The sequence below is a fragment of the Sphingobium rhizovicinum genome (genome assembly GCF_042647625.1).
GTDB lineage: Bacteria > Pseudomonadota > Alphaproteobacteria > Sphingomonadales > Sphingomonadaceae > Sphingobium > Sphingobium rhizovicinum.
Window position 1 is genome coordinate 681,616 of sequence record NZ_JBHRVU010000005.1, and the last position, 22,390, is coordinate 704,005.

The 22,390-nt window shown below is 60.9% G+C and carries 15 protein-coding genes and 5 pseudogenes; 11 read left to right on the top strand and 9 right to left on the bottom strand.

Annotated features, from left to right (window positions below; all coding sequences use genetic code 11):
- Window positions 1-74 precede the first annotated feature (74 nt).
- The 4 genes from ACFOKF_RS21735 to ACFOKF_RS21750 all read left to right on the top strand — a co-directional run bounded on the left by ACFOKF_RS21735 (window position 75) and on the right by ACFOKF_RS21750 (window position 5,578).
- The gene (locus ACFOKF_RS21735) at window positions 75-1,007 is read left to right on the top strand and encodes a PDR/VanB family oxidoreductase (protein ID WP_380798652.1); all 933 of its coding nucleotides are present in this window, start codon (window positions 75-77) and stop codon (window positions 1,005-1,007) included.
- Window positions 1,008-1,087: 80 nt separating this feature from the next.
- Window positions 1,088-2,443, top strand: a complete 1,356-nt coding sequence (locus tag ACFOKF_RS21740; RefSeq protein WP_380798654.1) for an MFS transporter — start codon at window positions 1,088-1,090, stop codon at window positions 2,441-2,443.
- Window positions 2,440-4,068 carry a GMC family oxidoreductase gene (locus ACFOKF_RS21745; protein ID WP_380798655.1) on the top strand — a complete coding sequence of 543 codons (1,629 nt, stop codon included), beginning with the start codon at window positions 2,440-2,442 and terminating at the stop codon, window positions 4,066-4,068. Before ACFOKF_RS21740 ends, ACFOKF_RS21745 begins: the two co-directional genes overlap by 4 nt.
- Window positions 4,069-4,090: 22 nt before the next feature.
- Entirely contained in the window at window positions 4,091-5,578 is a 1,488-nt protein-coding gene (locus ACFOKF_RS21750) for an aldehyde dehydrogenase family protein (RefSeq protein WP_380798657.1), read from the top strand.
- Window positions 5,579-5,726: 148 nt separating this feature from the next.
- Here the strand turns inward: ACFOKF_RS21750 and ACFOKF_RS21755 are convergent.
- A pseudogene (locus ACFOKF_RS21755) lies at window positions 5,727-6,839 on the bottom strand (LysR family transcriptional regulator); the annotation flags it as partial.
- Window positions 6,840-7,030: 191 nt separating this feature from the next.
- Between ACFOKF_RS21755 and ACFOKF_RS21760 the strand changes: the two are divergent.
- Window positions 7,031-8,170: an acyl-CoA dehydrogenase family protein gene (locus tag ACFOKF_RS21760; RefSeq protein ID WP_380798658.1), complete on the top strand. Its 1,140-nt coding sequence runs from the start codon at window positions 7,031-7,033 to the stop codon at window positions 8,168-8,170.
- A 76-nt stretch (window positions 8,171-8,246) separates the two neighbouring features.
- Here ACFOKF_RS21760 and ACFOKF_RS21765 read toward each other — a convergent pair whose 3' ends face one another.
- Both ACFOKF_RS21765 and ACFOKF_RS21770 read right to left on the bottom strand, forming a co-directional pair.
- On the bottom strand, window positions 8,247-9,434 hold the full coding sequence (locus tag ACFOKF_RS21765) for a CaiB/BaiF CoA transferase family protein (protein WP_380798659.1): 1,188 nt from the start codon (window positions 9,432-9,434) through the stop codon (window positions 8,247-8,249).
- A gap of 124 nt (window positions 9,435-9,558) precedes the next feature.
- Window positions 9,559-10,290, bottom strand: a complete 732-nt coding sequence (locus tag ACFOKF_RS21770) for a FadR/GntR family transcriptional regulator (RefSeq protein WP_380798660.1) — start codon at window positions 10,288-10,290, stop codon at window positions 9,559-9,561.
- A gap of 128 nt (window positions 10,291-10,418) precedes the next feature.
- On the opposite strand from ACFOKF_RS21770, the gene ACFOKF_RS21775 reads away from it, so the two are divergent.
- Both ACFOKF_RS21775 and ACFOKF_RS21780 read left to right on the top strand, forming a co-directional pair.
- Window positions 10,419-11,168 carry an electron transfer flavoprotein subunit beta/FixA family protein gene (locus tag ACFOKF_RS21775; RefSeq protein ID WP_380798661.1) on the top strand — a complete coding sequence of 250 codons (750 nt, stop codon included), beginning with the start codon at window positions 10,419-10,421 and terminating at the stop codon, window positions 11,166-11,168.
- The gene (locus ACFOKF_RS21780) at window positions 11,165-12,097 is read left to right on the top strand and encodes an electron transfer flavoprotein subunit alpha/FixB family protein (protein WP_380798662.1); all 933 of its coding nucleotides are present in this window, start codon (window positions 11,165-11,167) and stop codon (window positions 12,095-12,097) included. The genes ACFOKF_RS21775 and ACFOKF_RS21780 overlap by 4 nt, the downstream gene beginning before the upstream one ends.
- A gap of 525 nt (window positions 12,098-12,622) precedes the next feature.
- Here ACFOKF_RS21780 and ACFOKF_RS21785 read toward each other — a convergent pair.
- The gene (locus ACFOKF_RS21785; protein ID WP_380798664.1) at window positions 12,623-14,107 is read right to left on the bottom strand and encodes an OprO/OprP family phosphate-selective porin; all 1,485 of its coding nucleotides are present in this window, start codon (window positions 14,105-14,107) and stop codon (window positions 12,623-12,625) included.
- A gap of 12 nt (window positions 14,108-14,119) precedes the next feature.
- The gene (locus tag ACFOKF_RS21790; RefSeq protein WP_380798666.1) at window positions 14,120-15,310 is read right to left on the bottom strand and encodes a lactonase family protein; all 1,191 of its coding nucleotides are present in this window, start codon (window positions 15,308-15,310) and stop codon (window positions 14,120-14,122) included.
- A 182-nt stretch (window positions 15,311-15,492) separates the two neighbouring features.
- On the opposite strand from ACFOKF_RS21790, the gene ACFOKF_RS21795 reads away from it, so the two are divergent.
- Window positions 15,493-16,419, top strand: a complete 927-nt coding sequence (locus ACFOKF_RS21795; RefSeq protein WP_380798667.1) for a GntR family transcriptional regulator — start codon at window positions 15,493-15,495, stop codon at window positions 16,417-16,419.
- 207 nt (window positions 16,420-16,626) lie between these two features.
- A pseudogene (locus tag ACFOKF_RS21800) lies at window positions 16,627-16,713 on the top strand (hypothetical protein); the annotation flags it as partial.
- Between the two features lie 110 nt (window positions 16,714-16,823).
- Here ACFOKF_RS21800 and ACFOKF_RS21805 read toward each other — a convergent pair.
- The 4 genes and pseudogenes from ACFOKF_RS21805 to ACFOKF_RS21820 all read right to left on the bottom strand — a co-directional run.
- Window positions 16,824-17,750, bottom strand: coding sequence for a hypothetical protein (locus tag ACFOKF_RS21805; protein ID WP_380798669.1), 927 nt, complete (start codon window positions 17,748-17,750; stop codon window positions 16,824-16,826).
- The gene (locus ACFOKF_RS21810; protein WP_380798671.1) at window positions 17,747-18,664 is read right to left on the bottom strand and encodes a beta-galactosidase small subunit; all 918 of its coding nucleotides are present in this window, start codon (window positions 18,662-18,664) and stop codon (window positions 17,747-17,749) included. The genes ACFOKF_RS21805 and ACFOKF_RS21810 overlap by 4 nt, the downstream gene beginning before the upstream one ends.
- Window positions 18,661-19,842 carry a glycoside hydrolase family 2 TIM barrel-domain containing protein gene (locus ACFOKF_RS21815; RefSeq protein WP_380798672.1) on the bottom strand — a complete coding sequence of 394 codons (1,182 nt, stop codon included), beginning with the start codon at window positions 19,840-19,842 and terminating at the stop codon, window positions 18,661-18,663. The genes ACFOKF_RS21810 and ACFOKF_RS21815 overlap by 4 nt, the downstream gene beginning before the upstream one ends.
- Before the next feature lie 42 nt (window positions 19,843-19,884).
- Window positions 19,885-20,709, bottom strand: a pseudogene (locus ACFOKF_RS21820) (MFS transporter); the annotation flags it as partial.
- Window positions 20,710-21,273: 564 nt separating this feature from the next.
- Here ACFOKF_RS21820 and ACFOKF_RS21825 point away from each other — a divergent pair.
- Window positions 21,274-21,489 (top strand): annotated as a pseudogene (locus ACFOKF_RS21825) (phage integrase N-terminal SAM-like domain-containing protein); the annotation flags it as partial.
- Window positions 21,490-21,565: 76 nt separating this feature from the next.
- A pseudogene (locus ACFOKF_RS21830) lies at window positions 21,566-22,177 on the top strand (IS91 family transposase); the annotation flags it as partial.
- Window positions 22,178-22,390 lie beyond the last annotated feature (213 nt).

Here is a 22,390-nt window from a genome sequence, read left to right on the forward strand (position 1 = left end):
GCGGCTTGTCCGGTCCGTCGATCCATGACGGCCCGGCCCTGCCAAAACACGCATCGCACCGGATGGAGAGGCAGATGCGCGCAAGATTGAAGAACATCCGTTGGGAAGCGGAAGGGATCAACAGCTATATATTGGAACCCGTGGACGGCGGCCTGATGCCGGCATTCGAACCGGGCGCCCATGTCGATGTCCAGTTGTCACCCGGCCTCGCCCGCAGTTACTCGCTAGTCAACGATCCGGCCATTCGCGGCTATTATGAGATCGCGGTGCATCATGCGATCGACAGCCGGGGCGGATCGCGCCACATCCATGAACAATGGCGCGTGGGCCAGATCCTCGACATTTCGGACCCGAAGAATAATTTCCCGATGGTGGAAGATGCCAGCCACACGGTGATGATCGCGGGTGGCATCGGCATCACCCCGATGCTGCCGATGATCGCCCGGCTGGAAAAGCTGGGGCGTAGCTGGGAACTCCATTATGTCGCCGCCAGCCCGGATCGGGCGGCCTATGTCGATCGCCTGTCCGACCATGATCGGGTGGAAATCGCCTATGACGGCATCCCCGGTGGCCGCAGGCTGGACCTCGCCGCCATCTGCGCCGCCGCTCCTGCCGATGCGCATCTATATTGTTGCGGCCCCGGCGGCATGCTCGACGCCTTCGTCGCCACCAATTGCGACCGTCCCAAGGGCCATGCCCATATCGAATATTTCTCGGCGGAAACGGAAGTCGCCACCGAGGGCGGCTATACGCTGGAACTGGCCAAAAGTGGCAAGACCATCAGCGTCGATGAAGGCGAAACCATGCTCGACGCCCTGCTGAGCGCCGGGGTCGATATCGGCTTTGCCTGCGCCGAGGGGATTTGCGGCACCTGTGAAGTCAGGGTGCTGGGCGGCGTCCCCGACCATCGCGACCATTTCCTGACCGATGAGGACAAGGCTGCCAATACATCGATCATGGTCTGCTGTTCGGGTTCCAAAACCGCGACGCTGGTGCTCGATATCTAAAAAGTGAAATTCCGGTTTTTCAATGCCGGGCCAGAAAATGAATAAGCGGTCGAAAATGGCCCAAGGGTAAGGAGAATGTCTTGGCGGTTGCCACGATAGACAGCAGCAGCCCGCAATCCATGCTGGACGACCTGCCGATGTCGGCTTTCCAGCTATGGTCGGTGCTGATGATCGCCGCGACCGTCATCCTCGACGGGCTCGACAACCAGATGCTCGGCCTGGCGGCGCCGTCGCTGCTCAAACAATGGGGCATTGGACGGGAAGCGCTGGGATCGGTGTTCGCGCTGGGGTTCGTCGGCATGGCCGTCGGCACCTTGACGTCGGGCTGGGTCGGTGACCGGTTCGGGCGGCGCGGCGCTTTGATCATCGGCGTCGCCATCTTCGGCGTCGCGACGCTGCTGACCGGCTTCACCGATGCGCTGTGGCAGGTGGCGGTGCTCAAGATGCTGGCAGGCGTCGGACTGGGCGGCGTACCGGGCACGGCGAGCGCGATGATCGCGGAATTCACGCCGGTCCGCTGGCGCAGCATCGCCGTTACCTTCGGCGTCGTCTGCGTCTCCATCGGCGGGATATTGGGCGGGATCGCCGCTGCCCTGATCCTGCCCAGCCTTGGCTGGCGCTGGCTCTTTTACATTGGTGGCACGGTGACGTTGATTTTCGTGGCCTGGCTATGGTCGGTCCTGCCGGAATCGCCCCGCTATCTGGCGCAGCGCCCTGATCGTGCCGACGAACTGGACCATATATTGCGCCGCATCGGCCATCCCGATCCGGCATCGGTCGCGCGTCAGGCGCACGCAACGCGCGAAGCCGCGCATTATGAACCCATGCGCAACCTGTTCGGGCCCGCGCTGCTGCGCGATACGATGGCGCTGTCCATCGCCATGTTTTCGGGCATGTTCATGATCTACCTGATGTTCAACTGGGCACCGACGATGCTGACCAGCGCGGGGTTCGGCCTTCAGACCGCCAGCCTTGGCCTGACCAGCTTCAACATGGGCGGCACGATCGGCGCGATGATCGCCAGCCTTGCGATCATCCGCTTTGGGTCGCGGCCGGTCCTGATCCTGATGGCTGTCGTCGGGGCGAGCGTGTGCGCGACACTGGCCCTGCTGCCGATCGATGGCGGTCGCAATGAAACGGCGGTGCTCGCCTGCCTCGGTGCGCTAGGCCTGTTCGCCAGCGCCGCCCAGTCCGCCATGTTTGCGGTCGGCGCCCATGCCTTTCCGACCGCCTTGCGCGCGCGGGGCCTTGGCCTGATGGGCGCGGCCGGGCGAGCAGGCGCGATCGTCAGCGCCATCGCCGGCGCCCTGTTGATCGGCTGGAGCAATCTGGGCTTTTTTGGCGCTCTGGCCGCATTGATGCTGGTCAACGCCCTGGGTTTCATCGCCGTGCGGGGCCATATCCCCCGGCTCGGCCGCAAGGACATGCACATATGAGCGACGCCTTCGACTATATCGTGATCGGCTCCGGTTCAGCCGGCAGCCTTATGGCCAATCGCCTGTCCGCCGATCCGGCCAATCGCGTCGCCCTGATCGAAGCCGGGCCATCCGACAGGAAATGGCAGGTCAACGTCAAGACCGCCATGCCGGTGGGGAATATCTTCCTGTTGCCCCATGAGAAATATAATTGGAAACAATCGCTGTCCGGCAATGCCGCCGTCCACGACCGCCAGATCAATTTCCCCCGCGGCAAGCTGTTCGGCGGGTGCAGCGCGATCAATGGCGGCGTCTATATAAGGGGCCAGAAGGCCGATTATGACGCCTGGGCGGATGCCGGCAATGGCGGCTGGTCCTATGCCGACGTCCTGCCCGCCTTCAAGGCCGTGGAAAATTATGCCGGCCCTGACCGAGCCTGGCATGGCAAGGGCGGTGAACTGGACGTTCAGAAACCCAAAAGCTGGAACCCGATCGCAAGCGCCATCGTGGATGCCGCCGCGCAGGCAGGCCATCATCGCAACGATGATTTTGCCGGCGAGCGGCAGGACGGCTTTGGCCGCTATGACCTGAACCAGCGCAATGGCACCCGCCTGTCGAGTGCGCGCGCCTTTCTGCATCCCGCGCTGGGACGCACCAACCTGACGGTTCTGGACGAAACCATGGTGCGCCGCATCCTGTTCGATCGCGGCCGCGCCGTCGGGCTGGAGATCGAGAAGAACGGCGCGCGCCGCACGGTCAGCGCCCGGCGAGAGATCATCCTGTGCGCTGGCGCGACCAATTCGCCGCAATTGCTGATGCTGTCGGGCATCGGCCCGCAGGACCATCTGAAGGATATGGGGATCGATCTGGTCCACGATCTGCCCGGTGTCGGGCAGCATCTTCAGGACCATCCGACCGTCCATGTCGCGATGGAAAATCCCTCGGCCGAATCCTACGCTATTTCGGCCAAGGCACTGCCCCGCATCCTTGCCAGCCCGCTGAAATATCTGACCAACCGCACCGGCATGCTGGCGTCCAATGTCGCCGAATGCGGCGGTTTCCTCTGCACCGACGGGAGCGGCCGGCCTGACATCCAGATCACCTTCCTGGTCGGGCTGAAGATCGACGCCCGCGCCATTCCCCGCCGCCATGGCTATATGGCGCTGATCCAGTTGCTCCGTCCTAAAAGCGCCGGATCGGTGCGCCTCGCCAGCAACCGACCGGAAGACAAGCCTGTGATCGATCCCAATTTCTTCGCAGATCCCTATGACATGAAGACCCTGATCGCCGGTTTCCGAGAAGCACGGCACATCTTCGCCCAGCCTGCGCTCGCAGCCATGACCGGCGCGGAGATCGAACCGGGCGCGCAATATCAAAGCGACGCCGAAATTGACGCGGCCCTGCGCAAGATCGTCAACACCGCCTACCACCCGACCGGCACCTGCAAGATGGGACCGGACAGCGATCCCATGGCCGTGGTCGACGGGCGCCTGCGCGTGCGCGGTGTGGCCGGCCTGCGCGTGGTCGATGCGTCGGTCATGCCGGAGATCATCAGCGGCAACACATCCGCGCCCACCATGATGATCGCGGAGCGGGCGGCGCGCTTCATTCTGGAAGACGCCCATCAATCGAATATCGCCGCCTGATCGCGGCCCCGGAGAGAATGCCATGAACATGATGACCATCCCGCCCCGCCCCGCCCTTCTCAACGTTCAGCAGCAGGATATGCTGATCGGTGGCAAGCGCGTGCCCGCCCTGTCCGGCAAGCGTTTCGAAACCCGCAACCCCGCGACGGGTGAATTGCTCGCCACGGTGGCGCAAGGCGGCGCAGAGGATGTCGATCGCGCGGTGAAGGCTGCCCGCGCCGCCTTTGAAGGCCCCTGGCGCCGGATGAAGCCGGTCGAGCGCCAGCGCATCATGCTGCGCCTTGCCGATCTGGTCGAAGAGCATTTTGAAGAACTGGCGATGCTCGACACGCTGGACCTTGGCGCGCCCTATAGCCGCACCATCATGGGCAAGGCACGGGCCGGTGCGCTGCTGCGCTATTATGCTGGGCAGGCGATGCTGATCACCGGCGACACCATCGACAATAATGCACCCGGCGATGTCATATCGCATACGCTGAAGGAACCCATCGGCGTCGTTGCCGCGATCAACCCCTGGAACGGTCCCATCGGCATGTCCGTCTGGAAAGCCGGGCCGGTTCTGGCCACCGGCTGCACCCTCGTCATGAAGCCCGCCGAGCAGACGCCACTATCCGCCCTGCGTTTTGGCGAACTATGCCTTGAAGCCGGTGTGCCCGAAGGTGTCATCAACATCGTCACCGGACTGGGCGATGCCGGGGCGGCGCTGTCCAGCCACCCCGATGTCGACAAGATCGCCTTCACCGGCTCCACCGGGGTAGGCGAAAAAATCCTACGTGCCGCCGCGCCGACGATGAAGCGCGTCACTGTCGAGCTGGGCGGCAAGTCGCCGAATATCGTCTTCGCCGATGCCGATCTGGACAAGGCGGTGCCCGCCGCCGCCATGGCCGTGTTCGCCAATGCCGGGCAAATCTGTTCGGCCGGCACACGCCTTTTCGTGCAGTCCACGATCCATGACGAATTTATGGAGCGGCTCGCCGCCTATACCAGGACGATCCGTGTCGGCGATCCGCTCGATCCGGAAACCCAGATCGGTCCGGTCGTGTCCGCCCCGCAGATGGACAAGATTCTGGCCTTCATCGACAGCGCGCACAAGGAGGGCGCGCAGCCGCTGACCGGCGGCAACCGCATGCGCGGCGCAGGCTATGATGCCGGCTATTTCATCGAACCGACCATCTTCACCGGGGTTGCGGACGACATGACCATCGCGCGCGAGGAAATTTTCGGCCCCGTCCTGTCCGCCTTCGCTTTCGACACGATCGAAGAGGTGCTGCCCCGCGCCAATGCGACGGAATTCGGCCTGGGCAGCGGCGTGTGGACCCGCGATCTGGCGACGGCGCATCGCATGGCGCGCGGCATTCGCGCAGGTTCGGTCTGGGTCAATTGCTATCAGATGCTCGATCCGGCGGTGCCCTTTGGCGGCTACAAGATGAGCGGCTTTGGTCGGGAATCCGGGCCGCACCATATTGAGGATTATCTGGAAACCAAGGCTGTCTGGATAAAACTGGACTGATGCCGGATTGCTGATCTGCGCGCCGGCTATCAGACCCAGCCGGACTCGCGCAGATCGGGACCAGCGCCCTCCCCCGTTCGCCCTTGGCCGCATCGCCCAGCATTTCCAGAAAGCGGCGCTGGGTGGCCGTGGGCCGCCAGCTGCGCCGGGTCGTGATGCCCACCACGCGCTTCGTGCCTTCCAGCGCTGGCCCGACCTGCGTCAGCAATCCGCTTCGGATCTGGAGCGCGACCTGATCCGGCGAGAGCAATGTCAGGAAATTGGCTTCGGTCAGCAATCGGCCGATGATCATGACCGATCCGCATTCGACAGGCGTCGCCGGCATCATCCCTTCGGGAAACAGCGTCTCCCATTGCTCGCGCAGCGGCGTGTTGGCGGGCGCGACGATCCATGGATAGGCCGCCAGTTGCTCCATGCTCGGCTTCTCCACGCCGGCCAGCGGATGCTGGCTGCCGGCCGCAATCACCAGCCGATCTTCCGTCAACGGTAATTGATAAAGGTCTGCGATCTCATAAGGACGCAATGCGCCCACGATGATGTCGATCACGCCATCGCGCAGCGGTTCGACCAGTTCACGCCAACTGCCTTCCAACACCTTGAAGGCCGCGCGCGGATCGCTTCGCGCCATCCGGGCCATGGCGGCCGGCACCAGATAGGGGCGAGACAGCGGCAGGGCGCCGAAAGCGATCAATTCACTGCCGCTACCGCTATCCCGCCCGATATCGGCCAGCGCCGCCACGATCTCCGCAACGGCCAGCCGCGTCCCGCGCGCCAGCTTCTTGCCGGCCGAATTGAGCCACACCGCCCGCCCCCGCCGCTCCACCAGCTTGCCGCCGATCATATGTTCCAGATCGCCGACAGCCCGGTGCACGGCCGTCTGCGACAATGTGCTGCCATGGGCGGCCGCCGCGAAACTGCCCGCTTCTGCCAGTGCCAGAAATGCGCGCAACTGCGTCATCGTCATCAGCCGTTCGGGATATTGAAACACGCCCGACAGGCCCTTGGCCGCCTGCGACAGATGGTCCAGCGCTGCGCTGGCTCGCTCGATGACGATCTCCCCCATCGCCGTGGGGACCATCCCGCCCGATCGCCTTTCAAAAAAACTATAGCCGAACTGCCGCTCCAGCTTGGCCAGCCCCTGGGTCAGGGCCGGTTGAGAGAGGCTCACGACATCGGCCGCGGCCGTGATGCTGCCATGTTCGCGTATTGCCAGCAAAGCGCGGAGGTGCCGCAGATTGAGGTCGAACGGATCGGTCGCCATGCCGCTTACTCTTGTTACCCTCCACCCGCGCCCTTTTCGGGCTGTCGGACTTCTCTCCGACTCCTAAAGGATGATTGCGCACCCGCCAATAGCATCAAAGCTTTTAATGGACTGACCATTTGATAAATGGTAGGACCATTTCGAACAACAGCATAGCCATGCTGCGGATTCGAGTGACAAGGAGGTTGCCCATGGATTTTGAACTGCCAGACGATGTCCGGGAATTTTGCGAGGTGACGCGCACTATCGTCCGCGACCTTTTGCCTTATGAGATCGAATTTCAGGAAACCGGCACTGTCCCGCCGATCGTCCGCCAGACATTGGTCGACAATGGCTATTTCGGCATGGCCCTGCCCGAACAATATGGCGGGCTTGGCCTTGGCGCCCTGGCGCAGGCGGCGGTGCAGATCGAACTTGCGCGCCTGCCTCCGCAATTCTGGACCGAACTGCGCCCGCTGATGGGGCCGGGCGCCAAGAACATCATGTATCATGCATCGGAAGCGCAGCGTGAAGCCCTGCTGCCCGGCATGGCAACCGGCGAAATCCCGATCGCCTTCGCCCTGACCGAACCCAATAGCGGTTCGGACCCCGGATCGATGCGCACCACCGCCGTCCGCAATGCCGACGGGTGGGTGATCAACGGCAGCAAGACATTCATATCGAATGGCAAAAAGGCCAAATATGTGATCGTCTATGCCTATACGGACAAATCGGCAGGCGCGCGCGGCGGCATCTCCGCCTTCCTGATGTCGGCCGACACGCCCGGCTTCTCGGTCACCGGCACGATCGAACTGATGGGCACCGCAACACCGGGCGTCTTCGAACTCAGCTTCGATGAATGCCAGGTCGGCCCCGACGCCCTGATCGGCGAGCTGGGGCGCGGTTTTCATTATGCGCTCGAAGGGTTGAACGAGGGCCGCATGAATGTCGGCGCGACCGCCGTGGGCATGGGGGAATATGCGCTGGAACTGGCGATCGAGGAATCGAAGCAACGCCCGGCCTTTGGCGGCGTGATTTCCGATTTTCAGGCGATCCGCCACTATATCGCCACCATGGCGACCGACATGCGGGCCGCACGCCTGATCCTGCTCGACGCCGCCTGGCGTTATGATCAGGGCGAGAAACGTCGCGAACTGGCGTCCATGGCCAAATTATTCGCCACCGAAGCGGGCAGTCGCACGGTAGATACGGCGGTCCAGATATTCGGCGGCACCGGCTATTGCAGGGGCTTTGCGGTCGAACGCCTCTATCGCGACATTCGCATCACCCGCATCTATGAAGGATCGTCGGAAATCCAGAAGAACACGATCGCGCGCGAACTGCTGCGATAAAATGGAGGGCGGGACGCGCAACGCCTCCCGCCCTTCGATCCTTGCAGGGGCGGGATATCCCCGCCCCTCTTTCCTGTCAGAGCAGATCGCCCTTCTCTCGCAAGGTTGCGATCCGGCCTTCATCCAGCCCAAGCCCGGCCAGAAGCGCTGCGCCATCCTGCCCCAGACACGACACATGATCGCGCGCTTCAACCCGTGAACCACTCATGCGGAAGGGCGGATTGGACACTTTGTAGCGCCCGGCCCCATCCCCTATCTCGGCAAAGGCGCCACGCACCGCCAGTTGCGGATCGTCCAGCAGTTCGCCTATCTCGCGATAGCGCGCGCAGGGGACGCCGTGGCGCGAAAGGATCGTTTCCGCTTCCTCGGCAAGATGCTGCTCCGTCCATTTTTCGGTCAAGGCCAGCAGGGTCGCCCAATTGGCGTTACGATCGGCATTGGTGCGGAAGCGCGGATCGTTCCGCCATTCGGGATGGCCCACCGCATCGGCAAGCTGCTCGAAATTGCGCGGCGATGTCGGCGCAACCATGATGAACCCATCGCGGGTCTTGAGCGGCGTATAGAGCGGGCGCCGGGCATCGCCGGGAAATTGCGCCTCCTGCGTTTCGAACACCAGCATGCCGACCATCGCTTCGAGCATGGACACGTCGATATGCTGCCCCTCGCCCGTCCGCTCGCGCTGATAGAGCGCGGCCTGAATCGCGCCGAAGGCATGGGTGCCGCCTAGAACGTCCGCGACGAATATGCCGCTGGTCGCCGGCCGTTCCGCCCCGTCCTGATAGCGTAGATTGACCATGTCGAAGCCGCTGGCCGCATGGATGACGGGCGCATAGGCCGGAAACAGCGCCTTTGGCCCCGTCTGGCCATAGCCGGAGATGGAGCAGTAGATGAGGCGGGGATTGATGTCCCGCAGGCTGGCATAATCCAGCCCGAACCGCTGCATCACGCCGGGCCTGAAATTTTCCACCAGTATATCGCAGGTCGCAACCATCTGCTTGATCAGCGCCACCATTTCGGGTGATTTCAGGTTGCAGGCGATGCTCTGCTTGCCGGCATTGAGGTTGCCGAAATAGGCGCTGAACCCTTCCCGCAGCGGCGGCCGCGCCCGCACCTGATCCCCCTCCAGCGACTCCACCTTGATCACCTGCGCGCCCAGATCGGCCAGCATCCGCGTGGCGAAAGGGCCTGCCATCACGCTGGTAAAATCCAGCACGCGCACGCCGTCCAATGCCCCTGTACTGACCGCCATCCCGTTTTCCGCCATATCCTCACCCATGATTAGGACTTAATGTTTAATGGTCCTACCTATCACATGAGGCGCAAGACGGGTCAACTGCCAGATGGCGGTATGGACAGGCCCCGGCCCGGTTACTGGATTATGGCGACTATCAGCCTCTGGCTGCCTTGCTGTTCTTGCGCACATGGCGATGCACGCGCTCCAGATGCTTGCGCATTTCCGCGACCGCTGCATCGCTGTCCTTGGCGCGCAAATGACGCACCAGCTTGAAGCGGGATTCGATCAGCGACTGTTGCAGCATCTCATAATCCGGCCCCTGCACGAACTCGTGCAGTATCGCAGAGAGCGAATCCACGAAAATACCGAAAATGCGGTTCCCCGTCGCACGAGCCAGTACGGCATAATATTCCACCGCACATTGATAGCGCGCTTCGACATCGCTCTCCTGCTTCGTCCGCGCGGCAATCGCTTCCAGATCGGCCAGATCGGCCTCGGACGCCCGCTCGCATGCCAGCCGCACGATGATATCCTGAAGCGCCAGCCGTGCCTCTGTCAGTTCAGCCAGCGAGATATCGCCCAGATGCACATAATCCTGCATCGCCTGCACGATGCGATCCGGCTCGGCCGTCTGCACGAACGCCCCGCCCTTCACCCCCTTCACATTGCGGATGATGCCGGCGACCTCCAGACTGCGCAATGCTTCCCGCAGGGCGCTGCGGCTAACCTGGAATTCTGCTGCCAACTCTCGTTCGGCTGGCAATTTATCGCCTGCCTTCAACGTGCCCGCAGCCAGTTGCGCCCGTATTTGCTCGCAGATGATTTCAAACGCCCGCTGCGTCTTGATGGGGGCGAAATTGAGTTTGGTCGAGGGCGTGGGCGCCATGTCATGAGCTCCAAATAATGGCATCAATCTATAATGGCCGCCTTGAAAGGTGCAATGGCCGGACCGAACACTATTGACAGTCAGAACCATTTTATTAATGGTCCTACCATTAAAGAGAGGAAGCCCCCATGAAGATCCTTGTACCCGTGAAGCGGGTTATTGATTACAATGTGAAGCCGCGGGTGAAGGCGGATGGCACGGGCGTGGAGCTTGCGAACGTCAAGATGAGCATGAACCCGTTCGATGAGATTGCGGTCGAGGAAGCCATCCGCCTGAAGGAAAAGGGCGCGGCGACCGAGGTCGTGGCGGTATCGATCGGCGTCGCCAAGGCGCAGGAAACGCTGCGCACGGCGCTGGCGATGGGCGCGGACCGCGCCATCCTGATCCAGACCGATGACGAGGTCGAACCGCTGGGCGTCGCCAAGCTGCTCGCGAAGGTGCAGGAAGAGGAAGGCGCTGGCCTGATCATCCTGGGCAAGCAGGCGATCGACGATGACAGCAACCAGACCGGCCAGATGCTCGCCGCGCTGCTGAACCTGCCGCAGGGCACCTTTGCCAGCAAGGTCGAGGTCGAGGGCGACAAGGTCAACGTCACCCGCGAAGTCGATGGCGGCCTGGAGACGGTGAAGCTTGCCACCCCGGCGATCATCACCACCGACCTGCGCCTCAACGAGCCGCGCTATGCGTCGCTGCCGAACATCATGAAGGCCAAGTCCAAGCCGCTGGCGAACAAGACCCCGGCCGATTACGGCGTCGACATCGCCGCCCGTCTGGAGACGCTCAAGGTCTCCGAACCGCCCAAGCGCTCGGCCGGCATCAAGGTTGCCGATGTCGATGAACTGGTGGCCAAGCTCAAGGCTCTGGGAGTTGCAGCATGACGAAGACGCTCGTTTGGGTTGAACATGAGGGCGGCGCCGTCAAGGACGCGACCCTTTCCGCCGTGACCGCCGCCGCCAAGCTGGGCGAAGTCCATCTGCTGGTCGCTGGCCAGGACGTCGACGGCGTTGCCGCCGAAGCCGCCAAGATCGCCGGCGTGGGCAAGGTCCATGTCGCCGACGACGCCGCCTATGGCCATGCGCTGCCGGAGAATGTCGCGCCGCTGATCGTCGAACTGATGGGCCATCATGACGCGTTCGTCGCGCCGGCCACCAGCAACGGCAAGAATATCGCGCCTCGCGTCGCTGCCCTGCTGGACGTAATGCAGATCAGCGACATCCTGTCGGTCGAAAGCGAAGATACCTTCACCCGTCCGATCTATGCCGGGAACGCGATCGCCACGGTCAAGTCGAAGGACGCCAAGAAGGTCATCACCGTTCGCGGCACGGCCTTTGAAAAGGCGGCCAAGGAAGGCGGCAATGGCGCGGTGGAAGCCGTGGCCTCGACCGGCGACAAGGGCATTTCCGCCTTCGTCGGCGCCGAGATCGCCAAGCTGGAACGTCCCGAGCTGACCAGCGCCAAGATCATCGTGTCGGGTGGCCGTGCGCTCAAGGACGGTCCGACCTTCGAGGAATATATCATGCCGCTGGCCGACAAGCTGGGCGCGGCCGTCGGTGCCTCGCGCGCTGCGGTCGACGCGGGCTATGTCCCCAACGACTATCAGGTCGGCCAGACCGGCAAGATCGTCGCACCGGAAGTCTATATCGCCGTCGGCATCTCCGGTGCGATCCAGCATCTGGCCGGCATGAAGGACAGCAAGACCATCGTCGCCATCAACAAGGATGAGGATGCGCCGATCTTCCAGGTGGCCGACATCGGCCTGGTCGGTGATCTGTTCAAGGTGGTGCCGGAACTGACCGGCAAGCTGTAAGCCGAATTGGCGTGAGTAGGAAAGGGCGTGGGGAGCGATCCCCACACCCTTTCCTTTCGGAATTATCGGCGGTCGCCATCTCTGTGCTCAATTTCATATGCCGAATGCCCGCCTTTCCTAGAAGCCGCCATAGGACTGGTTTGCCTCTATCGAGTGGGCCTAGTGGATTACGCCCACCACCGATCAACCCGTTTAAAAATGGAGGTGGAGTGCAGCGGGACCGGAGGTCAGATTTGGCAGTGCTATCGCCTAGCACCGAAGGTCGATATCCTCCTAGTCAAGCTGCTTGTATCGGACCGCTCTTGGATGGTAAGTCTAAGATACTCCCCTTGAACCTTCTTACGACCACAGAGGAGCGCCTTTTCGCCCAACGACTCTCGGTTGCTTTAGAGCGGAGAGCGAAGGATTTCGTGAATCCGAACTTTTGGAGATGACATTCAGGCAAGTTCAATCCAACTACAAAAACAAATACTTCACGGATTTCCAACGATGGAACCAAAACAGACACCCTAAGATAAATTCTCGTCAAAATGAAATCTGAAAGCGAGTCCCTAATAAATTCCCGGCATCTGGTCCAACATAGTCACCAGATTTATTGTTGGTTTTGAAATGGATGTAGTTTAACATCACTCGAGATATGTCGTTGAGGTACCAATTGAGGCCCGCTGTCCAGGCACGACCTTTGCCACCAAGGGGCGCGTCGCTGAAATCGGTATTTTCGTATCGTGCGACCAGCTCGATTGCGCCAAGACCGCCTTCGAACACCGGGTTGGCGACATCCATCATCGTGAACGTGCCGCCACGCTGAGCGAAGGGCGCTTTCTCGCCCGTCATGACCCATCCGGCGGAAACCGCCGCGGCCTTCAGCTTTACTAAGCCCAGTCCTGTGCTTGGACGGAACTGAATATGGCGTTCGCCATATTCGCCAAAGGCCCAGAGACCATTATGCGTTCCCCCGAGTTCCAGACCGAAGGCATTCGAGTGGTTGGGTGCGCCAAGCGGCCCGGTGAAGATGCGGATATTGTCATTGTAGCGATTGGCTTCGCGCGCATTCACGGTGAGATTGGTGACGGAAGACGAGTAATCCTCATGATAGCCCCAGGCGCCCAGATGGACGACACCAGCCGACGTCTTGATCGGGTTCCAATGGGCGCGGCCGATGATGGTAGTGCTGTCATCGCTCGCGCTGGATGAATTTATCGGCTCACCAACGACAGAAACGGCGACATGCCAGTTCGAGCCGAATGTTTTGGATGTGAAGCCAAGGCCAAAAAAGCCCTTCAGAGGGACAAGCGCGATGGTGATAGCATTGCGTTCTAGAAATGGTGTCTGGTCGGAACCAGTGGAGCCGTCAATACCCCGTTCCGTCAGTCGCGACCCGACATTCAGTTCTGTCGTAACGCTGTTGGAGAGTTTCTTCCTCCATCCAAAATAGGCGCTAGTGACTTCGGTTGCAGCATCGGCGAAATCGACTTCGAACTGGTAAAAGAAGTTGCTGCCATATGTGCCCTCGAACCCCAGGCGCGCTGCGCGCGCGCCTGTGGTGCTGATATTGCGGTCGGAGAATCGGGAACCACTCGCCAACTGGCCATCGATAAGGATGCGCCCTCGCGGCCTGAAGGAGAAACCGCCAGGCGATACAAATTTGGGATCGCCTTCGCTCCAATCCACAGTGAGCGAATTGCTCTCCGCTGCCTTGACGACAAGCTGTGGCGGATATGGCGCCGCAGTCGAAGGGTCGGGCGTCCCCGCCGCCTCTTGTTGCGAAAGGAATGCGGGCGCCTTTACTTCGATTGATGCAGGTGGCGGCGCAGCGCGCTGCTGCGCCGCGGCAACCAGTTGATCCGCTTCTTGCCGACTGATAGTCCCACGTTGAACCAGAAGGTCGATGAGTGCCTTGACAGTGGCATCGCTCGAGTTGGTTTCCGCATGGGCCGGCAAGCTGGTAACCGACACTGTGGTGGCGATGAGAATTAAGGCGCGTTTGCGCATAGCGGCGATCCCGATCATTGTTCTTTATGATCAGGCGAACAGGATGCAGGTTGGGCTTCCGGTCTTCGCTACGACCTCACCGCGCGCGACGACGCCGTTGTCCGCGTGCCGGACGAAGCGCACGATCGTGTCGCTTGTTTCGTTCGCGACATAGAGTTCGCGCGCGTCAGGGCTCAGATTGAAGAAGCGCGGCGTTTCGCCCAGGCATTTGGTCCAGCCCACGGACGATAATCTTCCGGTCGCGCGCTCGAACGAGAATGTCGCGATGGATTCATGTCCGCGATTGCTGACGTAAATATAACTCCCTTCAGGCGAGATATCGATCTCAGCGGCTCGGTTGAATGCGATGAAGGTATCCGGCAGCGACGACAATTCCTGGATCGGCGTAATCTCGCCGGTCGCCGGATCATATCGGCAGCTCATCACGGTCGACGTGAGTTCGTTGATGACGAAGAGGAACGGCAAAGTCGGGTGGTAGACGATATGACGCGGCCCTGATCCTTCGCGCGCGATCGCCGAATTGGGTTCTACGCGCTGCAACTGACCATCAACCGTCAGAGTCAACGCAAATACGCGATCCAAACCTTTATCGGGCACCACGATCAGTTTGCCGCTGGGGTCGAACAGGCATTGGTGTGGCTTGGAAAACGGCTGTTCGACTCGATGGGGACCGATCTTGCCGGGCAATTCGATCGTGCTGACGACTTTGCCGAGCGAGCCATCCTGCTCGACGGCGACAGTCGAGACGTTCGAGACGGCTTCCTCTTTCGTGATGTGGTTCGCGACCACGAGAAAGCGCCCGCTGGGGTCGAAGGCGAGATGGACCGGATTGCGACCGTTGCAGGGCGCCGTGTTGATGAGGCTGATACCGCCCGTCTTGCGATCGACCTTGAATGCCGACAGCTCGGTCATGTCGCCATGCACAGTGTAGAGGCGATCTCCCGCCTTGTTGAAGGCAAGAAAGGACGGGTTCTCGCAAGCATGGGTCTGCTGGAGTGTCCATGCGCGGCTCGATGGATCGATCCGGAAAACTGCCAGTCCATCGCCACGCGCATTTCTGGCGCGCGTGGTGCGGCATCCGACATAGGCGTACCGAATCGGGGTCGCAGAAGAATTTGCAGCTTGTGCTGAACCGGCGACCGTTACGCTTGCCGCAGCAATGGACGCACCCAGGATTGCGGTACGACGGGTGACCTGAAGATGTTTGCTATTCGTATCCATCTTGGATTCCTCTCCTGTCTTTTATAGTGCTATTAGACAGTTATTGGAAGGCGTCAACGGACCAGCTTCAAGGAAAATGACGCAAAATCAGACGATCAGGCAGAAGTTGTTGGTTTTCATAGTAAATGTCTTTTTTTGTGATAAAGATCGGATAGCTGTTTCAACGATGTAGGAGACCGGATTTGCCAAGAGCAGCCGCCAGCGAGACCCACCGGATCCTGGCGCGATCCATTCTTCAGCATCTGGTCGAGGAAGGCGCGCAGGTCGGCTCACCCGTCAGTGAACTTGGCCTGTCTCAGACAATGGGTGTTTCACGATCGCCTGTGCGAGGGGCCCTGCAGCTCCTCGAGGGTGAAGGCATCATCGTACGGGGCGACAATCGTCGTTTCAGTCTCATGCGCTTGCCCCAGATTGAGGATATGGCGAGCGGCCCTCTCGACGAGAGCGGTGAGGTCGAAGCCCTGTATTGGAAGATCGCATCGGACAGGCTGACTAATATCATCGAGGCGACCACCGCCGAGGCTGACCTGATGCGGCGCTACGATGCGAGTCGCAGCCTCATCCAGCGGACGCTGCGTCAGATTGCATCAGAAGGTTGGGCGGAGCCGATGCCGACAGGCGCGTGGCGCTTTCTTCCACTGATCGATGGGCGAGAGAGCTACGACGAATCCTATCGATTCCGGCGGGCTATCGAACCGGCTGCCCTACTAGACCCCGGTTTCGAGCTTACGACGGTGACGGCCAATCGCCTGCGTCGCGAACAAAAATACCTGCTCGAAAATGGCGACAGCACCGATCCACGTCAGGTGTTCGAGCATAATTCCGGATTCCACCTTGCGCTCATGCAGGCATCCAACAACCGCTTCTTTGCCGATGCAGCCCTTCGCATCACACGACTTCGCCGCGTGGTCGGCTATGTGATCGCTCTGGACCACACACGCACGCCGACCCAATCCATCGAGCATCTCGCGATCTTGGACCGCATCGAAGATGGGGACTTGCAGGCCGCCGCACGCCTGATGGCGAGGCATCTGAAGGTGGGACAGAAGTCCAAAGCGGAGCTGCTGGGCGACCATCGACTGACCATCACCGGGCCTTCGAACAATTAGGCCTCGATCCACCGGGAGACTTCATATTGAATAACGACCTTCGTGCGGCGCTCGCGCCCACCGGAACGCTGCGCTTCTCGATCAACCTTGGCAATCCGATCCTGGCTCGAAGAGATGCCGAAACAGATGCGCTATCCGGTGTATCGGTAGATCTCGCGAGAGATTTTGCAGCGCTCTACGGCTTCGATGCCGAATTGGTGCCGTTCGATGCTGCAGGGAAATGTCAGCCTCCGCACCGCATTTGCCTACTCTCTAAACACGGTAGCAGCGCAGTTGGCCTCACAGCTTGGAGGAGACAAGGTAAAGGACATGGCACGCCGGCTGGGGATAAGCACGCCTATCACTAATCTCCCATCGATGGCGCTCGGAACATCCGATGTGCATCTATTCGAGATGACGCACGCCTATTTATCCATCACCTTGGCATGTTTGGTGATGATGTCGTCCATTCGGACAGTTTTGGCCAAGGTCCGCGCCCATCCATCTTCATCGAAGCCGGTAGCAGCCCCCTTTTTCTTCCAGTCGTAAGGGATGGTGTAATAATGGACCCCGATGCCGTCGATCTTCTCTCCAGCATCCCTCATCATCACATCAGTCCAGTTGAGGTCGCCCTCATTGGCACCGCTTGCGATCTTCATCAGCTTGGCTCCGCCCGGCAGCTTGACGAAAGAGCCATATTGACGCGTAAGGGCAGCAGCATGCTCCGGCTTCATGTCGCCGCCGCACCCCCAAAGCTCGTTGCCGAGCCCGAACATCGTGATATGCCAGGGAGCCTTTCTGCCATTTGCTGCTCGCTCCTGTGCGAGGCTCGAGCCAGTCGGCGAGGTCATATATTCAACCCATTCGGCCATCTCATAGGGTGGCGCCGATCCGAGATTACCTGAGACATAGGGCTCTGCACCGACGAGTTCGGAGTAGTTCATGAACTCGTGCGTACCAAAAGCATTGCTCTCAGTGACACCACCCCAATGGGTGTTGATTTTGATTTTGCGCTTCGCCTGCGGGCCAATAGCCTCCCGCCAATGATACTCATCGGCAAAGCAACCGCCCGGCCACCGGATGACAGGCACGCGAATGGCCTTCAAGGCATCAATCACGTCCGTTCGGTAACCATCAATATTGGGGATCTTGCTGCCCTTGCCCACCCAGATGCCGGAATAAATCCCGCTCCCAAGATGCTCGGCAAACTGCCCAAAAATTCTCTTGTCAAATTTGGGAGCCGAGCGGTCAGCATGGACCGTGACGGTCCCCTCCCCTTGCGCGCCGGCCGATTGCGCCAAGGCCGTGCTCCCAAGCAGCACCGCCAAAGCAGTAACGATTCCCCGCATCATTCTTTCTCCGTTGCTCGCGCTTGCTGCGCCTTTTCTGGATTGGTGCCCGCGCCCGAAAACGCGCTAAGGCGGAACTGGAACGTCATGGGCTGATTTGACGTGCGATATTGAGCCATGGGCTTGCCGAACTCGCTCCACTGGGTGTCGCCGCCCACGCCCCATTGCGCCGCGTCGATCAGCAGCGTGCCCTGGTCGTGCGGCCGGATGTCCGACGATTTCCAGGTGCCCGGCTTGTGCCGGTCGAGATCGGCATAGGGGAAGGCGAGGGCGTTCATCATCATCGGTTGGTCGCCCTGCACGCGCAGGCCTGCGTCGCTTCCTGACAGTTCCATCCAGCGGACATCGACCTTGTTGCCGGTCTCCTGCGGCCGGATATAATCGTGATTCTGGTCCGCCAGTGCGCCGCGCCACAGGCCGATCGGCGCCGATGTCTTGCGATCGACATAGCTTTCATGCGGGCCGCGACCATACCATTCGACCGTATCGAGATCGGCCGGCAGGTTGAAGGCCAAGCCAATGCGGAAGGGGGGCGGCAGGTCGGGCTTGACGGGGGTGAAGCTGCCGGAGACGGTCACCGCACCATTGCCGGCCATGCGGTAGATGCTGGTGAAACCGGCCGCGCCGTCGCCCAGTTGATAGTCGATTTCGACTGCGCGGCTGCCATCGGTCTGGGGCGTCAGGCGGATCGCGCTGACCTTGCGCTGCTCGCTCATCCCCTTCCAGATCGCGAATTGCCTGTCGGTGCCGATGCCGATGTCATTGTCGGTCACCGCGCGCCAGAAATGGGGCGCGCCACCCTGTGCCAGCATCCGGCCGTCCTTGCTGTAGGAACGGACCAGGCCGCTCGCCCGGTCGATCACCAGCGCAGCGTCACCGGCACTCAGGCTGATCGCGCCGCCCTTGTCGCTGATCACGACGGTGCCGCTGGCGGCGGCGGGCAGGGCAGGTGTGTCCTGCTGCAGGGCGAACTGTTCCCATGGGCGTCCTTCCAGGCCGGATCGAAGCCGATCTGAAACTCCGCGCGCCGGTCGCCATGCTTGTTGGCATAGTCCATATAGGCGTGGCTCTCGATATTCGCCTCGTCCATGACATAGAGGCCATAGCGATCGGCAAGCTCGTAGAGGCGCGGATCATTGGGGTAGTGCGACGTACGGATCGCATTGATATTGTTCCGCTTCATCAACTGGATGTCGCGTTCCATCGACTCCAGCGAGATGACGTGGAAGGTTTCGGGATCATGCTCGTGGCGGTTGACGCCACGAATGGTGATCGGCTTGCCGTTCACCGTGACGACGCCATTCTGCATCGCCACGGTGCGGAATCCGATCCGCGCATAGCTGGACTGGATGATCCGCCCCTGCGCATCATAGAGTTCGACCAGCAGCATGTAGAGATTGGGCGTCTCAGCCGTCCATGGCTTCACCTTGTCGACTAGGCCGGTCAGTGTCACGCTGCGTTCGGCCTGGCCTGCGGCAACGGGCTGGCGGCCTTCGATGACATTGCGATCGCCGTCCATCAGGACATAGCGGGCGCTGGTCGCGCCCCCCGGCGTCACCGCGACATCGACCGCCAGCTTGCCGGCGCCCGTCTTATTGTCGAAGCCGGCATGGGCGAAGAAGTCGCGGATGCGCGTCCGGGGCGCGGCCATCAGGAACACCTCGCGCTCGATGCCCGACACACGCCAGAAATCCTGATCCTCCAGATAGGAGCCGTCCGACCAGCGGAATATCTGAATGGCGATGCTGTTGCGGCCGGGACGGACGAAACGGGTGACGTCGAATTCCGACGGCAGCTTGCTGTCCTCCGAATAGCCGACCTTCTGGCCGTTGACCCAGACATAATAAGCCGAGCCTGCCGCCCCGATATGCAGCACGACATCCTGTCCGTTCCAGCCCGTCGGCAGGTCGATGTCGCGGCGATAGGAGCCGACCGGATTGGTCGCATGGGGGATCAGCGGCCGGTTGGCGGGGAAGGGGTAGGTGATATTATTGTAGCGGGCCTGATCATAGCCCTCGGCCTGCCAGTCAGCCGGCACCTTGATCGATTTCCAGCTCGACACGTCGAAATCCGGCTGCTCGAACCCGGTGGGCAATGTGTCGGCATCGGGCGAGAATGATGGTCGATGTAAAACGGTTCACGACGGCGTTTCTCCCGAGATTGTCTGTGCTGGTCTCAATTGGGGGCTAATCAGATGAAGGGCAGCAAGGGCCACAAGGTAGGCCGATCCAGCTACAGCGAAGATCAGTCCGTAGCTGCCGGTGGTGTCGAGGACATAGCCAACGAATTTGGCGATAAGCATACCGCCGATCGCGCCTGCGGTGCCCCCGATGCCGACAACCGATCCGACAGCATCGCGTGAGAAAAGGTCTGATGGCAAGGTCAGAATATTTGCCGAAAACGCCTGATGGCAGGCCGTAGCAAGTCCGATCAGAAATACCGCCAGCCACAGATTATCGATCGACTGAACGGTGATGACCGGCAGGACCAGAAGTGCGCAGCAAAGAAGGGTAGTCTTCCGGGCTGCATTGACGCTCCAGCCTCGGCCTATCAGACGCGAAGAAGCCCATCCCCCCGCCACGCTTCCCAGGTCCGACATGAGATAAATCACGACAAGCGGCGGACCAAAGCTCTTGAGATCAAGGCCATAGCGCTTTCCCAGGAAATCAGGGAGCCAGAACAGGAACATCCACCAGATCGGATCGATACAGAATTTGGGGATGGCATAAGCCCAGGTCTGCCGAATGGCGAAGAGCCTGATCCAAGGCAACTGGCCAGCCGGCCGAACCGGATCGCTGCGAATATAGGCCAGTTCCTCATCCGAAACCTTGGGATGATGCTCAGGCTTACGATAGACCCATATCCACAACATCACCCACACAAGGCTTGCAAGGCCGGTAACGATGAATGCTGCGCGCCATCCATAGGCGATCGTAATTGCAGGAACGATCAACGGCGTAATTGCCTTGGCGTTCTTAATTTCGACGATGGTAAGCGACATGAGATTATGCCCTCAAATCGGCCCGCCATGCCCGCAATTATGCCCACAGATTCGCTGAACTGTCCTGGTCTGTCCTGACCTGTCCTGAACAGCAAGAATGCTGAAAAACCCCAATTTTTCAGGGTTTTACCATAGCATCTGAACTGTCTTGAAAGCAATATTTGGTGGGCCCGACAGCACACGAACTCGCAACCTAGCTGAGACGGCCTTCCGGCCGAAGGGAAATCTCAGATTTCCCATCGCAAATTGCCGGATGCTAAAGCGCCGCCGCCCCTCATCTCCTTTTCACCCCAATTCAGTAATGCTCCGAAATTACAGATTCTCCGGCGATCTGTCGGCAAGTGGGACATGTACGAACCCGCTGCGCGGGAGTGACGCCTGGCTCCACGTCGGCCATCGATCTGATGCCGCACCATGATTAAGCCCCGCTAAGGGTAGGCAGACCATCGCGACTCCTTTCAACCAAGGAGTCGAACGATGATCGAGTTTATTTCCGACCTTCCAGTCAGTTCGTTGCGTCAGCGCATGATCGACGAGATGAACATGCGCCGGTTCGCGCGTAAGACCCAGATCGACTATGTTCGCCACGTCGAGCGCTTTGCCTATTATCTCGGACGCCCTCCCGACACAGCGACACCGGAGGATCTGCGTCAGTTCCAGATTGATCAGCAGGACGCAGGCGTCGGTCTGCCGACGATGAACAGCATTGTATCAGCGCTGCGCTTCCTCTTCACACGCACACTCAATCGGCCCGATCTCGCCCGCAGGCTTTACTTCGTTAAACACCCTCGATCGTTGCGCACGGTCCTTAGTCCTGATGAGGTTGCGCGCCGCCGGGGCCACCTATCGGACGGCCCATGCCGGACATCTGAGCCTGACACAGCTCAAAGTGATGACGGCGATCGAGAACTGCCGCACCGCTGCCCTGGGCGGTCATGGCGAGGCCTGCGAAGACTGCGGGCATTGGCGGATCGCCTATAACAGCTGCCGCAACCGGCCCTGCCCCAAGTGCCAGGGCGCGGCCGCGCGCACCTGGCTGGCGGAACGCGAGGCCGATCTGTTGCCGGTCGGCTACTTCCACGTCGTCTTCACGCTGCCGGCGCAGATCGCGGAGATCGCCTTCCACAACAAGGCACTGCTCTACGACCTGCTGTTCCGTGCCACTTCCGAGACCATGCTGACGATCGCGGCCGATCCCAGGCATCTCGGCGCGCGCATCGGCATCACTGCTGCGCTTCACACATGGGGGTCGTCGATGACGCATCACCCACATGTGCACATGGTCGTGCCGGGTGGGGGCATCGCGCCAGGCGGGGAACGATGGATATCCTCGCGTCCCGCCTTCCTCCTGCCGTTCCGGGTTCTGGGCAAGCTGTTCCGCCGGCTGTTCCTGACCCAGCTGACCCAACTCTACGATACCGGGAAGCTCGCTTCCGGGGTGGCCCATGGCATACTCGTCACCGGTGACATCGCGCAGAAGGGCACCGCCGAGGAATATGAAGAGGCCGGAACGATGGCTCGATCAACTCGCTGATGCGACGGGCTGCCCGAAGTTCCGTGAACGAAAGCGTCACAGTATCCCGTTCAGCTCTCGGCGATCATCCACCCCGCGCCGCGCAGCTTGTTGGGCAGTAAGGGGCGA

Bases quoted from the DNA above. Each gene is read 5' to 3' on its own strand.
- ACFOKF_RS21745 (WP_380798655.1), top strand. From the start codon at position 2,440: ATGAGCGACGCCTTCGACTATATCGTGATCGGCTCCGGTTCAGCCGGC.
- ACFOKF_RS21770 (WP_380798660.1), bottom strand. From the start codon at position 10,290: ATGGCGCCCACGCCCTCGACCAAACTCAATTTCGCCCCCATCAAGACG.
- ACFOKF_RS21790 (WP_380798666.1), bottom strand. From the start codon at position 15,310: ATGGATACGAATAGCAAACATCTTCAGGTCACCCGTCGTACCGCAATC.
- ACFOKF_RS21805 (WP_380798669.1), bottom strand. From the start codon at position 17,750: ATGATGCGGGGAATCGTTACTGCTTTGGCGGTGCTGCTTGGGAGCACG.
- ACFOKF_RS21750 (WP_380798657.1), top strand. From the start codon at position 4,091: ATGAACATGATGACCATCCCGCCCCGCCCCGCCCTTCTCAACGTTCAG.
- ACFOKF_RS21780 (WP_380798662.1), top strand. From the start codon at position 11,165: ATGACGAAGACGCTCGTTTGGGTTGAACATGAGGGCGGCGCCGTCAAG.
- ACFOKF_RS21760 (WP_380798658.1), top strand. From the start codon at position 7,031: ATGGATTTTGAACTGCCAGACGATGTCCGGGAATTTTGCGAGGTGACG.
- ACFOKF_RS21775 (WP_380798661.1), top strand. From the start codon at position 10,419: ATGAAGATCCTTGTACCCGTGAAGCGGGTTATTGATTACAATGTGAAG.
- ACFOKF_RS21785 (WP_380798664.1), bottom strand. From the start codon at position 14,107: ATGATCGGGATCGCCGCTATGCGCAAACGCGCCTTAATTCTCATCGCC.
- ACFOKF_RS21735 (WP_380798652.1), top strand. From the start codon at position 75: ATGCGCGCAAGATTGAAGAACATCCGTTGGGAAGCGGAAGGGATCAAC.
- ACFOKF_RS21765 (WP_380798659.1), bottom strand. From the start codon at position 9,434: ATGGCGGAAAACGGGATGGCGGTCAGTACAGGGGCATTGGACGGCGTG.